We start from the raw sequence: 13,195 nt of genomic DNA on the forward strand, positions 1-13,195 counted from the left end.
CCGCACGATGCCCGCGCCGGCGTCGCGTCCCCCGCCCCCTGCCCCACCGGAGCGACCGTGGAACCGCGCCCCATCGCCGAGGTCATCGCCTACGTCTTCGTGGACCTGGCCGTGATCATCGTCCTCGCCCGTCTCGCGGGCCGCCTCGCCGTACGGCTGGGCCAGCCCGCGGTGGTCGGCGAGATCGTCGCCGGCATCGCCCTGGGCCCCACCCTGCTCGGCGCCCTGCCGGGCAACCTCGACGAGCACCTCTTCCCGCCCGACATCCGGCCGTTCCTGACCGTCCTGGCCCAGCTCGGACTGGTGCTCTTCATGTTCCTGGTCGGCCTGGAGGTCGACCTCTCGTTCATCAGGGGCCGGGAACGCGTGGCCGCCTCGGTGTCGCTGGCGTCCATCGCGCTGCCGTTCGGTCTGGGCGTGCTGCTGGCCACCCACCTGCACGACCGGCACGACGTCGCCGCCGGCGAGCCGGTCGACCTGCTCGGCTTCGCGCTCTTCCTGGGCGTCGCCATGTCGATCACCGCGTTCCCGGTGCTGGCCCGGATCCTCTCCGAGCGCAACATGCACCGGATCCCCGTCGGCGCCCTGGCGCTGGCCTGCGCCGCCGTGGACGACGTCCTCGCCTGGTCGCTGCTGGCGGTCGTGGTGGCCATCGTGGCGGCGACGTCGCTCACCGGCGTCGTGCAGATCCTGGCGTTCTCGCTGGTGTTCGCCGCCGTGATGTTCCTGGTCGTCAAGCCGCTGCTGAGGCGCCTGGTCGCCGCCCGTCAGCGGTCCGGGCGGCTCACCCCGGACATGCTGGCGCTGGTGCTCGCCGGGATCCTGCTGAGCGCCTGGATCGCCGAGGAGATCGGCATCCACTTCATCTTCGGGGCGTTCCTCTTCGGCGTCGTCATGCCGCGGCAGGGCGCGGCGGAGCTGACCCACGAGGTGACCGAACGCCTCGAGCAGGTCAGCGTCCTGCTGCTCCTGCCGGTCTTCTTCGTGATCACCGGGGCGAACGTCGACATCGGGGCGATCACCGCGGCGGGGTTCGGCGAGCTGCTCCTGATCCTGCTGGTGGCCATCGCCGGGAAGTTCGTCGGCGCCTTCGCCGCCGCCCGGGCCCAGCGGGTCCCGCGGCGGCAGGCCACCGCGCTGGCCGCGCTGATGAACACCCGGGGCCTCACCGAGCTGGTCATCCTCAACGCCGGCCTGCAGCTGGGCGTCCTCGACGACACGATGTTCACGCTGATGGTGATCATGGCCGTCGTCACCACGGTCATGGCCTCGCCGCTGCTGACCGTCATCTACCCGCAGCGGGTGCTCGAGCGCGACATCGCGGCCGCCGAGCGGGCGGCGCTGGGGCTGACCGACGCGTACACCGTCCTCGTGGTGGTCGACGACCCGGACGCCGACGCCCCCCTGGTCGACCTCGCCTGCGACCTCGTCGGCCGGGAATCGCCGGCCCAGGTGGTGCTGACCCGGGTGGTGGGACGCACCCAGCCGAAGCCAGAGGTGGCCAGCGGTCTCGGCGCGGACCTGCTGCTCATGGCGACCGCCGGCGAGGAGCTGCGCCGGGTCGCCCGCCGCGTGGAGGCGCGGGGCCTGCGCGCGTCCATCGCCTCCCGGTTCGGCGACGACCCCTGGGCCGAGGTGGCCGAGCTCGCCGCCGGCGCCTCGGCCGACGTCGTCCTCGTGCGTCGCGGCTGGGGCGTGCCGGAGGGGACGACCGACGCCGCGCCCTGGACCGACCGGGTGCCGAGCGCGGTCGCCGTGGTCCACGGCCTCCCCGGCGACCGGGACGGCGCCGGGCCGATCACCCTGGTGCAGGACGGCGACGCCGACGGCCGGGCCGCCCTGCGCCTGGCCGCCCAGGTGTCGGTCGGCCGCGCGGTCCCCCTGCAGCTGCGGGCCGGGACCGGGTGGCGGGCCGGACGGCGCGCGGCCGGGGTCGGCGAGTCCCTGCGCCGGGCCGGGGTCCCGGTGGCCGCCGAGGGCGAGCCCGCTCTCCCCTCGCTGGTCGTCGTCCCCGCCGGGGCTCCGGACGACGACGCACCCGCCGGCGTGCCGGTCCTCGCGGTGCACGCCGGCACGGCCGACCGCGACCGGGACCTCGACGAGACCCTGGCCGGGATCGGCGGGAGCGCGCCGTCGGGTCAGTAGCCCCCGTGCGGGGACTCGAAGGTGAACTGCCGGCCCCCCATGCGGACGGTCGTGCCGGGGAGCAGCTGCACCGGCTGGCCGGGGATCAGCGACGTCCACGCCAGGTCGCCCCGGCGGGCGAAGAGCGTGCCGTTGGCCGATCCGATGTCGGTCAGGACGACGTCCCACCCCTCCAGCCGGATCTCGGCGTGGTGCCGGCTCACCCCACCGGTGTGGTCGACGACGAGCAGCGGCCGGTAGCCGGCGCCGCGCACCCGCGGATCGGTCTCCGGCTCCCGGCCGAGCAGGTAGTCGGCGTCGAGGCTGACCGTCGCGCCGTCGTCGAAGACCAGCAGCCCGAGCGGCGGCCGCACGCCCTCCACGGGGACCGCGGTCTGCTGGGTGGTGCGGATGCCGCACTGCGCGCAGAAGAGCACCCGCGGGTCGTTGAGGTGACCGTTCTTGCAGAGGATGCCGGCCACCCGGGGGCGGGGGTCGGCCTCGTCGGACCGCAGCGCCCCCGGCGGCTGCGGCTCGGTGACCACCGGGAGCGGCGGGCGCGGCGGCTCCACCTCCTCCGGTGCGGGCGGGTCGAGGAACGACACGGACCGGGCCGGCGGCGGGAGCTCGACCGGCAGCGGCGCCACCGGTGCCGACGGCGCGGGAGGCGCGGGGGCGCTCCCCGACGACCGGGCCGGGGGGTGCGCCGGCGGGACGGGCGGGGTGGACGGGCGCACGACCGGCGGCGTGGGCACCGCGGCGACGACGGTCCCCCCGGTCGACGGCGGCGCCGGTGCGGTCGGGGTGCCGGGCACCGGTGCCGCCGAGAGGACCGCGCCCGCGCCCGGGACCACACCGGCCTCCAGGTCGGCCAGCGGGTGCGGGGCGGTGCCGCTGGTGGCGCCCGCCGACAGGCGCAGCGCCGCCGGCGGCCAGGCGACCAGCCGGTCCAGGTACGGCCGCCCGTCGGGCAGCGGCTGCTCCCCCTGCGCGCTGGTGAGGCGCAGCCCGAGGTCGGGGACCTCGGCCACGCCGTCGCCGAGCAGGGCCAGCGCCAGCCCCTCCTCGGTGGCCGCGGCGAGCGCGAACGACGGCACCCCGGTGGCCGTCGGCAGCCAGGCGCGCAGCTCCTCGTGCAGGCGCCGGCCCGGCGCGCGGCGACCCGCGGCCGACACCCGCCGGCACAGCGCGACCAGCTCGCCCGCCCGGCGGTCCCCGGCCGCCGGGCGGGCAGCCGGCTCGCCGGCCGGCGCGGCGCCCCAGCCCCCGAGAGCGCTGCCCCGCGCGGGCGCGGGCGCGGACGTCCCGGCCGCGACGACGAGGACGATGCCGGGGAGCCGGACGACGAGGTCGGCGCCCGGGACGACGGCCACCGCGACCTGGTCGAACGGCGGGACGCCGACCGCGGGCGGGGCGGCGGCGGGTGCGGTGCGGACCGGCGGGGTCATGGGACGAGCCTGCCGCCGTTGATCCGCCAGTGGACGAACGGCACGCGCATCGGACCGTTGGCGACCAGCCAGACCAGCAGCCACGTGGTCGTGAAGTGCAGGACGAACGCGGCGCCGGCGACCCCGTCGCTCCACGGCACCACCCCACCGGCGAACAGGAACCAGACCAGCAGGCCCTCGGGGATGCCGGTCAGCAGGCCGAACAGGGTGGGCCAGTCCTTCTCCCAGCGGAACTGCTGCAGGCCGTGCCACAGCAGCTCCCACAGCACGCCGAGCACGGTGGTCACCAGCAGCACCGAGAACGTCGCGCCGTAGGAGGCGCCGACGTCCGCACCGGTCGGCAGGACGGGCGTGATGATCAGGGTCCAGGGGCCGCCGACCACGACCAGGAGGAAGATCCGGGTCTGGATGCGGCCGCTCAGGGTGGGGAGCACGGGGTCTCTCTCGGTCGTCGCGGGGGCTCGGGTCGTCGGGGTCAGATCTGCGTGTTGCGGACCCACTTCCACCACTGGCTGGTCGACCGGCCCGGGCCCAGCCGCTGCACGAACCCCTGCCGGGCCAGGTCGTCGGCGATCTCCTGGGCGGCGATCTGCAGGCCGAAGAAGGTGTCGACGCCGGGGAACGGGCCACCGAGGGTGGCGCTGCCGGAGGCGTAGATCTTGCCGCCGTTGCGGGTGCCCAGGAGCTCGAAGTCCGTGCCGACGTCCAGCCGGCCGACCGGGTTGCGGCCGGCGCCGGAGTGGTCGAGCAGGTCGGCGAGCACGCGGTGCTCCCGGATGTCGGCCTCCAGGCCGGTGCAGTCGATGACGGCGTCGAAGGTGCCCAGCTGCGGTCCCTGGTCGGTGCCGGCGGCCACCTCGACGAGGTCGCCGACCGGGCGCATGTCCTCGATCTGGCCGATGACCACGCGGTACCAGCCCTCCCGGCGGCCGCGCGCGAGCTGCTCCAGCCAGTCGTCGCGCAGCGGCGTGTTGGTGCCGCCCATCTCCTTGTACAGCCGGGCCCGCTCCTCACCGGAGGTCCGCCGCATCCGCTGCTTGAGCTGACCGCCCCACACCGACTTCGGGTAGTTGAAGCCCTGGTAGGCCCAGCCGTCGGCACCCGGGCGGCGGGAGAAGACGCTCGGCCCGTGCGCCCCGGCCACGTAGGTGCGGAACAGGTGCACGACCTGCGTCTGCAGGCCCCGCTGGTCGCGGTCGTCGATCAGCCGCTGCAGCACCCGGGAGGCGACGATGCCGCCGCCGCGGACGAGCACCGTGCCCGGCCGCCGGTGCAGCCGCTCGTACACGTGCTCGTGCGGCTCGTAGGCGTTGACCACCCGGGCGAAGTCGTCGTAGCGCTGCCGGTAGCGCTGCAGGTCCGGCAGGAACTTCAGCCCCGGGTAGCCGACGGCGACGTGCACCCACTGGCTGCGATAGGCGATCCGCCGGGTGGGGGCCGCGCCCTCGGGCGGCGTGAGGATCGTGAAGTAGCCCCCGCCGGCCCGCCTCCGCACCATCCGCACCTGCCCCGGCACGACCATCTCGGGATACCGGATGCGGTGCATCTCCCGCTCCATGGCGGTGAACGCGTGCCCGGCCCGCGGCGTGTAGTAGCGCGTGAAGATCGGCTCGAGGAAGACGTTCCACCACTGCTTCGGGCCCTCGGCGATCGCGTAGCTCGGGAAGCCCCAGATGTTGTCGGGACGGGACTGGGAGTCCGACCGCAGCCGCTCGCTGCGCGGGATCTGCGACACCGTCGTCAGGTACTCGTAGCTCTCCCACGGCGTCCGCAGCGGGGTGAGCACCCGGATCGCGCTGGTCGGGACCCCGCTGATGCGCAGGTAGTCGACGGTGACGAACGAGCCGATCCCGCCGCCGAAGGTGACGAACGGGACGTCGACCACGGGGATGCCGGCCTCGGCCAGCATCTGGTCGGTCCAGACGTCGGTGGCGACCAGCCGGTCGGTGAGGTCGCCCGGTCGCGGCGTCCGGGCGTGCTGCTGCGCGATCGGGCTCTCGCTCACGGGGGTGGTTCCGTCCTCGTCCGTCCGGGGAGCCGCCACTGTCGGCGGACGCCGCCGTCCGTGTCAACCGGATCCGCCGTCCCGGCGGCGCCTAGGATCCCGCTGTCCGGATGCGCGGGAGACGGCGTGGCGGCGCTGGGTCCCGGGGAGGTCGGTCGGTGGAGCTGAGGGAGTTCGGTCCCTACCGGATCGAGGGGCTGCTCGGCCGCGGCGGCATGGGCGTCGTCTACCGGGCCTACGACACCGAGCACCGCCGCCAGGTGGCCCTCAAGGTGCTCGCCGAGGACCTCGCCGCCGATCCCGGCTACCAGGAGCGGTTCCGGCGGGAGGCGCACACCGCGGCCCGGCTGACCGACCCGCACATCGTGCCGATCCACCGCTACGGCGAGACCGACGGCCGGCTGTTCCTCGACATGCGCCTGGTGCGCGGCAGCGACCTCGCGGCGGTCCTCGCCGACTCGGGACCGATGGCGCCGGCCCGGGCGGTCGGGATCGTGTCCCAGGTGGCCGCGGCGCTGGACTCCGCGCACGCCGACGGCCTGGTCCACCGGGACGTGAAGCCGTCGAACGTGCTGGTCTGCGCGCCCGCCACGGACACCGACGGCGACGAGTTCGTCTACCTGGTGGACTTCGGCATCGCCCACCCGGTCGTCCCGGACGTCGCGCAGCCGAGCCTCACCCAGACCGGCTCGGCCGTGGGCAGCTTCGACTACATGGCCCCCGAGCGCTTCCTCGAGGGCCCGGCCGACGCGCGCACCGACGTCTACGCGCTGGCGTGCGTGCTGTTCGAGTGCCTGACCGGGAGCCGGCCGTTCCCGGTGACCGGTCTGGCGCCGCTCATGTACGCGCACCTGAACCAGGCACCGCCGGCGCCGTCGTCGCTACGCCCCGGGCTGCCGCGCGCGCTGGACGAGGTGGTCGCGCGGGGCCTGGCCAAGGACCCCGCCGACCGCTGGCAGTCCGCCGGCGCGCTGGCGGCGGCCGCCCGGCGGGCGCTCACCTCGCCGGTGCGGGTCCCCGACCGCGCCCCGGACACCCCGCCGCCGACCCCGCTGCCCCCGGCGCCCTCGCACTCGTCGCCCTCGGACTCGCTGCCCTCGCCCCTGCCGTCCCGGACCGATCCGGGCAAGCGGACGTCGGACCGGCGGGGCGGGAGCCGGCTGGCCACCGTCCTGACCTGGACGGCGGCCGCGCTCGTGGCCGCGCTGGTCGGCGTCCTCCTGCTGCTGCGCGACGAGGAACCGGCCCGCGACCGTCCGGAGCCGCCGACGGCCGGGCCCCGGCACGACGACCTGCTGGCGATCCTGCCGGCCGACTACGACCCGGCGCGGTGCCGGCCGGCGCCGGCGGCCGACGACGGCGAGGTCGCGGCCGTCGACTGCGGGCCGAGCGCCACCCGGCCGGGGCCGGGCAGCTCGCGGTTCTTCCTCTACCCCGACGCCGCGACGCTGGACGAGGTGTTCCTGGAGGACGTGGAGCGCGTCGACCTGGACGAGCAGCCGCCCGGCACCTCGTGCCCGGCGACCCAGGGCCACGGCGTGTGGGAGGAGGACGGCGTCGGTTCGGGCCGGGTCGCCTGCTACGTGGACGCCGCCAACGACGCCGTGCTCATCTGGACCGAGGACGAGGACGCCGTCGAAGCCGTGGTCCGCATCCGGGGTGGCGGCACCCAGGGGCTGACCGAGCTGGTCGACTGGTGGCGCGACACCGACGTCGCCGTCTTCGGCGACTAGCGGCCCCGGGCCCTGCCTACGCGCTGCCGAAGCGGCGCTGGCGGGAGGCGTACTCCTCGCAGGCGGCCCACAGATGCCGGCGGTCGACGTCCGGCCAGAGCGTGTCGAGGAAGACGAACTCGGCGTAGGCCGACTGCCAGAGCAGGAAGTTGCTCGTCCGGTTCTCCCCGGAGCTGCGCACGAAGAGGTCCACATCGGGCATGTCGGGCTCGTCGAGGTAGCGGGCGACGGTCGACTCGGTGACCTTGCCCGGGTCGAGCCGGCCGGCGGCGACGTCCCGGGCGATCGCGGCGGCGGCGTCGGCGATCTCGGCGCGGCCCCCGTAGTTGACGCACATGGTCAGCGTCAGGACGTCGTTGTCCTTGGTGAGCTCCTCGGCGATCTCGAGCTCCTTGATGACGCTGCGCCACAGCCGCGGGCGGCGGCCGGCCCACCGCACCCGGACGCCGAGCTCGTGCATCTCGTCGCGCCGGCGGCGGATGACGTCGCGGTTGAAGCCCATGAGGAAGCGGACCTCCTCGGGGCTGCGCCGCCAGTTCTCGGTGGAGAACGAATAGGCGCTGATCGCGGTGATGCCGAGCTCGATGGCGCCCTCGACGCAGTCGAACAGCGAGGACTCCCCCGCCTCGTGCCCGGCCGTGCGGGGCAGGCCGCGCTGCTTGGCCCAGCGGCCGTTGCCGTCCATCACGATGGCGACGTGCCCGGGGACCTTGTCGGCCGGGATCTGCGGCGGCCGGGCGCCGGACGGGTGCGGGTTCGGGGCCCGGACCTCGCGCTCCGGCGGCTTCCTCACGAGCGGTCCACCAGAGCCAGCGACCGCAGGCCGCGCTCCAGGTGCCACTGGAGCAGCGCGGCGACCAGGCCGCTGCCCTCCCGGCGCTGCGCGGCCTCGCTGGCCTCGGCGCTCGCCCAGTCGCCGGACAGCAGGGCCTCGAGCAGCTCGATGGTGACCGGGTTCGGCATGGCGGAGCCGGTCGGGCGGCAGTCGCGGCAGACCGAGCCCCCGGCCGGCACCGAGAAGTGCCGGTGCGGGCCGTCCTCGCCGCAGCGGGCGCAGGCGGTCAGCGCGGGCTCCCAGCCGGCCACCGACATCGCGCGGAGCAGGAAGGCGTCGAGCACCAGCGGCGCGGGGTGGCTGCGCTCGGCCAGCGCCCGCAGCGCGCCGATGACGAGCAGGAACATCCGCAGCGAGGGTTCCTTCTCCTCGGCGGTGAGCCGGTCGGCGGTCTCCAGGACGGCGGTGCCGGCGGTGTAGGCCGGGTAGTCGCCGACGACCGCCTGGCCGTAGGCGCGGATCGACTCCGCCTGGCTGACGACGTCGAGGTTGCGGCCGGTGTAGAGCTGCAGGTCGACGTGGCTGAACGGCTCCAGGCGGGCACCGAACTTGCTCTTCGTGCGGCGCACCCCCTTGGCGACCGCGCGGACCTTGCCGTGCCGGCGGGTGAGCACGGTGATGATCCGGTCGGCCTCGCCCAGCTTCTGGGTGCGCAGGACGACGCCCTCGTCGCGGTACAGCGACTGCGGTGTGGTGCTCACTCAGTAGCCCAGCCGGTTCAGCTTCTTGGGGTCGTCCTGCCACTCCCCCAGCACGGTCACGTGCAGGTCGAGGTGGACCCGGGCGTCGAGCAGCGTCTCCATGCCGGCACGGGCCTCGGAGCCGATCGCCTTGATGATCGACCCGCCCTTGCCCAGCAGCATCGGCTTCTGGCTGGCCCGCTCGCAGTGCAGCAGCGCGTGCACCTCGACCAGCTCGCCGCCGTCGCGCTTGGGGTCGGGGCGGCGGTTCAGCTCCTCGATGGTCACCGCGAGCGAGTGCGGGACCTCCTGGAAGACCTTCTCCAGCGCGGCCTCGCGGACCAGCTCGGCCAGCTGCCGCTCGACGTCCTCGTCGGTGGTCTGCTCCTCCGGGTACAGCGGCGGACCTTCGGGCAGCAGGCCGACGAGCAGGTCCTCCAGCAGCTCGACCTGGTCCCCCCGGACCGCGCTGACCGGCACGACCTCGGCGGCCTCGACCAGCTGGCTGGCGGCCAGCAGCTGCTCGGCGACCTGCTTCTTGCCCGCGGCGTCGGTCTTGGTGACGACGACGACCACCGGCGCCTTCACCTCGCGCAGCTGGCGGGCGATGAAGCGGTCGCCGTTGCCGACGGGCTGGTCGGCCGGGACGCAGAAGACCACGACGTCGACGTCGGAGAGCGTGTCGCGGACGACGTCGTTGAGGCGCTTGCCCAGCAGGCTCTTGGGCTTGTGCAGGCCGGGGGTGTCGACCAGCACGAGCTGCCCGGCCGGCCGGTGCACGACACCGCGGATGGCGTGCCGGGTGGTCTGCGGGCGGTTGCTGACGATGCCGACCTTCTCGCCGACCATCGCGTTGGTCAGCGTGGTCTTGCCGGCGTTGGGGCGGCCCACCAGGCAGGCGAAGCCGCTGCGGTACGGCTGCTGCTCGGGCGTGCTCACCGCACCAGTCTCCCACTGCGGTCGGATGGTTCCGCGGTGCCCAGCCGCCGTCGGCCCCGCCGCAGGGGCCCGCGCCGGGGCCTGGGAGGCGTGGGGGGCGGCGGGGTCCTTCTTCAGGCCTGGGTGCGGACCTGGCCGTCGGGGCCGGCGAGGAACACCGGGGCCGACGGCGTCAGGTCGTGCACGGCGGCCAGCCCGTCGGCCTCCACCGCGTCGGCCGACGACACGATCGCCGCGGCCTCCAGACCGGTGACCCCGCTCGACACCGCGGCGGCCACGGCCGCCTGCAGCGCGGAGAGCCTCAGCGACGGCAGGTCCACCGTCGCCGCGAGGTAGGTCCGGCCGTCGGTGTCGCGGACGGCGGCGCCCTCGGGGGCTCCGGTCCGGCCCAGGGCGGAGCGGGCGAGGGTGACGAGCTTGGCGTCCTCGGGCTGCAGGTCAGGCACAGGGCCATCCTCGTCGATCCGTCGGGACGGCCCTCCTGCAGGGGCCCGCCGCGAGTGTGCGAGCGGTGGGGGGCGGGGGGTCCTTCGTCAGCTTTCCACCACGCCGGCCGGCTCCTCGGCGCGGGTCGCACCGGACGACCGCGGGCTCTCCGCCTCGTCGTCGGCACCGGGCTCGGGCACCCGGCACACCAGCAGGGTGTCGATCCGGTTGCGCCGGCCGCCGGTGCTCTCGGCGACCAGCCGCAGGCCGCCCACCTCGGTGGCCGAGCCCTCGATCGGGACCATGCCGAGCTCGCGGGCCAGCAGCCCGCCGACGGTCTCCACGCCCTCGTCGGTGGGCAGCTCGACGTCGAACAGCTCGGCGAGGTCCTCGACCGGCAGCCGCGCGGTCACCCGCATCGAGCCGTCGGGCAGCTCCTCGACCGGCGGGCGCTGGAAGGCGTCGTGCTCGTCGGCGATCTCCCCGACGATCTCCTCGAGGATGTCCTCGATGGTGACCAGGCCGGCGAAGCCGCCGTACTCGTCGACCACGATCGCGATGTGGATGCGGCGGGCCTGCATGTCGCGCAGCAGCTCGTCGACCGGCTTGGACTCCGGCACGAACGTGGGCGGGCGCATGAGCTCCTCGATGCGCGGGCCGCGGCCGTCGCCGAGGTTCTGCGAGCGGCGCACCAGGTCCTTGAGGTAGACGACGCCGACGACGTCGTCCACGTTCTCGCCGATCACCGGGATGCGGCTGAACCCGCTGCGCAGCGCGAGCGCGAGCGCCTGGCGCACGGTCTTGGTGCGCTCGATGTAGACGACCTCGGTGCGCGGGACCATGACCTCGCGGGCGATCGTGTCGCCCAGCTCGAACACCGAGTGGATCATGTTGCGCTCGCCGGACTCGACGACGCCGCGCTCCTCGGCCATGTCGACCAGTTCGCGCAGCTCGACCTCGGAGGAGAACGGGCCGTCGCGGAAGCCGCGGCCGGGGGTGATCGCGTTGCCGACGAGGATGAGCAGGGTGGCGACCGGCCCGAGCACCCGGCCCAGCAGCTTCACCACGCCGGCGGTGGCCAGCGCGGTGCCGTAGGCGTGCTGGCGGCCGAGGGTCCGCGGGCCGACGCCGATCAGCACGTAGCTGACCACGGTCATGATCGCCGCGGCGGTGAGCACCGCCTGCCAGCCGCTCCCCCACAGCTCGTAGAGGACGACGGTGACGAGGACCGCCGCCACCATCTCGCAGACGATCCGCAGCAGCAGGAGCAGCGAGACGTGGCGGGCGCGCTCCTCGAGGACCTCCTCGAGCGCCCCGGCGCGCTTGGCGCCCTCGCGGCGCATCTCCTGGACCCGGGCGGCCGACACCCGCTGGAGGGCGGCGTCCATCGCGCCGAAGAGGCCGGCGAGGGGCACGAGCAGGACGGCGACGACCACCATGGTGATCTGGCCCGACGTCATCGCGGCCTCACCGGGTGCGGGGCTCCCGGTCCGCGGGCTCCCCGGTGACCGGCCGGCGGGGCGCGGAGCGCCAGGAGTCCAGCAGCTTGGCCTGCAGGCCGAACATCTCCTTCTCCTCCCCGGGCTCCATGTGGTCGTAGCCGAGGATGTGCAGCACCCCGTGGGTGGCGAGCAGGACGAGTTCCTCGTCCATCGTGTGCCCGGCCGCGCGGGCCTGGCGGACGGCGACCGACGGGCAGAGGACGACGTCGCCCAGCAGCGCCGGCCCCGGCTCGGGGTCGTCGGGCCGGGAGGTGTCCAGCTCGTCCATGGGGAAGGCGAGCACGTCGGTCGGGCCCTTCTCGCCCATCCATCGCTCGTGCAGGGTCGACATGTAGTCGGGGTCGACGCACAGCACCGACAGCTCGGCCATCGGGTTGACGCCCATCTCGGCGAGGACGAACCGGCAGATGCCGGCCAGCTCCGCCTCGTCGACGGCGATCTCGGACTCGTTGGCGACCTCGACGGGCACCGCGATCAGCTCCCCTGCCGGCGCGGGCGGGGACCGCGCGCCGGTGCCGGGCCGGCCGGGCGCCCGGCGGCCGGCTGGTGCGCGGAGTCCCAGCGCTCGTAGGCGTCGACGATGTCGCCGACCAGCCGGTGGCGGACCACGTCGGAGCTGGTCAGGTTGGCGAAGTGGACGTCGTCGATGCCGTCGAGGATCTCCCGCACCACCCGCAGGCCGCTCTGCGCGCCGCCGGGCAGGTCGACCTGCGTGACGTCACCGGTGACGACGATCTTGGACCCGAAGCCGAGGCGGGTGAGGAACATCTTCATCTGCTCGGCGGTGGTGTTCTGCGCCTCGTCGAGGATGACGAACGCGTCGTTGAGCGTGCGCCCGCGCATGTAGGCCAGCGGCGCGACCTCGATCGTCCCGGCGGCCATCAGCCGCGGGATCGACTCCGGGTCGACCATGTCGTGCAGCGCGTCGTACAGCGGCCGCAGGTAGGGGTCGATCTTCTCCGACAGCGAGCCGGGCAGGTAGCCCAGCCGCTCGCCGGCCTCGACCGCCGGGCGGGTCAGGATGATCCGGTTGACCTGCTTGGTCTGCAGCGCCTGCACGGCCTTGGCCATCGCCAGGTACGTCTTGCCGGTACCGGCCGGGCCGATGCCGAAGACGATCGTGTTGACGTCGATCGCGTCGACGTAGCGCTTCTGGTTCAGCGTCTTCGGCCGGATGGTGCGGCCCCGGCGGCTGATGATGTCCAGGCTCAGCACCTCGGCCGGGCGCTCGGAGCCGCCGCTGCGCAGCATGCCCATCACGCGGCGGACGGAGTCCGGGCGCAGCGCCTGTCCGGTGCCCAGCAGGGCGATCAGCTCGTCGAACACCGCGACGGCGAAGGCGTTGTCGGCCGGCTGGCCGGTCACCGAGATCTCGTTGCCGCGGACGTGCACGTCCGCGGCGACCTCGGCCTCGACGAGGCGGAGCAGCTCGTCGCCCGAGCCGAGCAGCCCCACCATGGAGACGCTCTCGGGGACGGTGATCGTGGTGCGGACGGGTGCGGG

At 74.7% G+C, this 13,195-nt stretch carries 12 protein-coding genes; 2 read left to right on the forward strand and 10 right to left on the reverse strand.

Translation table 11 applies throughout. The features are described from left to right. The first annotated feature begins 57 nt into the window (after positions 1-57). Positions 58-2,145 carry a cation:proton antiporter gene (locus DQ240_RS17080; RefSeq protein WP_199589368.1) on the forward strand — a complete coding sequence of 696 codons (2,088 nt, stop codon included), beginning with the start codon at positions 58-60 and terminating at the stop codon, positions 2,143-2,145. Here DQ240_RS17080 and DQ240_RS24450 read toward each other — a convergent pair. The 3 genes from DQ240_RS24450 to DQ240_RS17095 are packed head-to-tail and all read right to left on the reverse strand — an operon-like array spanning position 2,139 to position 5,577. Beyond that, the gene (locus tag DQ240_RS24450; RefSeq protein ID WP_113840829.1) at positions 2,139-3,572 is read right to left on the reverse strand and encodes an FHA domain-containing protein; all 1,434 of its coding nucleotides are present in this window, start codon (positions 3,570-3,572) and stop codon (positions 2,139-2,141) included. The two genes, DQ240_RS17080 and DQ240_RS24450, sit on opposite strands and share 7 nt — an antisense overlap. Beyond that, on the reverse strand, positions 3,569-4,006 hold the full coding sequence (locus DQ240_RS17090) for a hypothetical protein (protein ID WP_113840830.1): 438 nt from the start codon (positions 4,004-4,006) through the stop codon (positions 3,569-3,571). Before DQ240_RS17090 ends, DQ240_RS24450 begins: the two co-directional genes overlap by 4 nt. A 41-nt stretch (positions 4,007-4,047) precedes the next feature. Further along, a complete protein-coding gene (locus DQ240_RS17095; RefSeq protein WP_113840831.1) occupies positions 4,048-5,577 on the reverse strand; it encodes a hypothetical protein in 1,530 nt (509 codons plus the stop codon). Positions 5,578-5,735: 158 nt separating this feature from the next. Here DQ240_RS17095 and DQ240_RS17100 point away from each other — a divergent pair, with 158 nt between their 5' ends. Further along, a complete protein-coding gene (locus DQ240_RS17100) occupies positions 5,736-7,310 on the forward strand; it encodes a serine/threonine-protein kinase (RefSeq protein ID WP_199589369.1) in 1,575 nt (524 codons plus the stop codon). A gap of 16 nt (positions 7,311-7,326) precedes the next feature. On the opposite strand, the gene DQ240_RS17105 is transcribed toward DQ240_RS17100, so the two are convergent. From DQ240_RS17105 to DQ240_RS17135, 7 genes are all read right to left on the reverse strand, one after another. Next, complete coding sequence (locus tag DQ240_RS17105; RefSeq protein WP_113840833.1) at positions 7,327-8,103, reverse strand: isoprenyl transferase; 777 nt, start codon at positions 8,101-8,103, stop codon at positions 7,327-7,329. Beyond that, entirely contained in the window at positions 8,100-8,846 is a 747-nt protein-coding gene (gene recO / locus DQ240_RS17110) for a DNA repair protein RecO (RefSeq protein ID WP_113840834.1), read from the reverse strand. The genes DQ240_RS17105 and recO overlap by 4 nt, the downstream gene beginning before the upstream one ends. Then, positions 8,847-9,764 (reverse strand): GTPase Era, encoded by a 918-nt coding sequence (gene era, locus DQ240_RS17115; RefSeq protein ID WP_113840835.1) that lies wholly within the window; start codon positions 9,762-9,764, stop codon positions 8,847-8,849. 113 nt (positions 9,765-9,877) lie between these two features. After that, entirely contained in the window at positions 9,878-10,210 is a 333-nt protein-coding gene (locus DQ240_RS17120) for a cytidine deaminase (RefSeq protein WP_113840836.1), read from the reverse strand. 87 nt (positions 10,211-10,297) lie between these two features. After that, positions 10,298-11,650 (reverse strand): hemolysin family protein, encoded by a 1,353-nt coding sequence (locus tag DQ240_RS17125; protein ID WP_113840837.1) that lies wholly within the window; start codon positions 11,648-11,650, stop codon positions 10,298-10,300. 7 nt (positions 11,651-11,657) lie between these two features. Further along, positions 11,658-12,161: an rRNA maturation RNase YbeY gene (gene ybeY, locus DQ240_RS17130; RefSeq protein ID WP_113840838.1), complete on the reverse strand. Its 504-nt coding sequence runs from the start codon at positions 12,159-12,161 to the stop codon at positions 11,658-11,660. A 5-nt stretch (positions 12,162-12,166) separates the two neighbouring features. Further along, entirely contained in the window at positions 12,167-13,150 is a 984-nt protein-coding gene (locus tag DQ240_RS17135) for a PhoH family protein (RefSeq protein WP_113840898.1), read from the reverse strand. Positions 13,151-13,195: the final 45 nt, after the last annotated feature.

It is taken from the genome of Blastococcus sp. TF02A-26, assembly GCF_003319125.1.
Taxonomy (GTDB): domain Bacteria; phylum Actinomycetota; class Actinomycetes; order Mycobacteriales; family Geodermatophilaceae; genus Trujillonella.

Coding starts and splice junctions, on each gene's coding strand:
- DQ240_RS17135 (WP_113840898.1), bottom strand. CDS start 13,150: ATGGTGGGGCTGCTCGGCTCGGGCGACGAGCTGCTCCGCCTCGTCGAG.
- DQ240_RS17125 (WP_113840837.1), bottom strand. CDS start 11,650: ATGACGTCGGGCCAGATCACCATGGTGGTCGTCGCCGTCCTGCTCGTG.
- DQ240_RS24450 (WP_113840829.1), bottom strand. CDS start 3,572: ATGACCCCGCCGGTCCGCACCGCACCCGCCGCCGCCCCGCCCGCGGTC.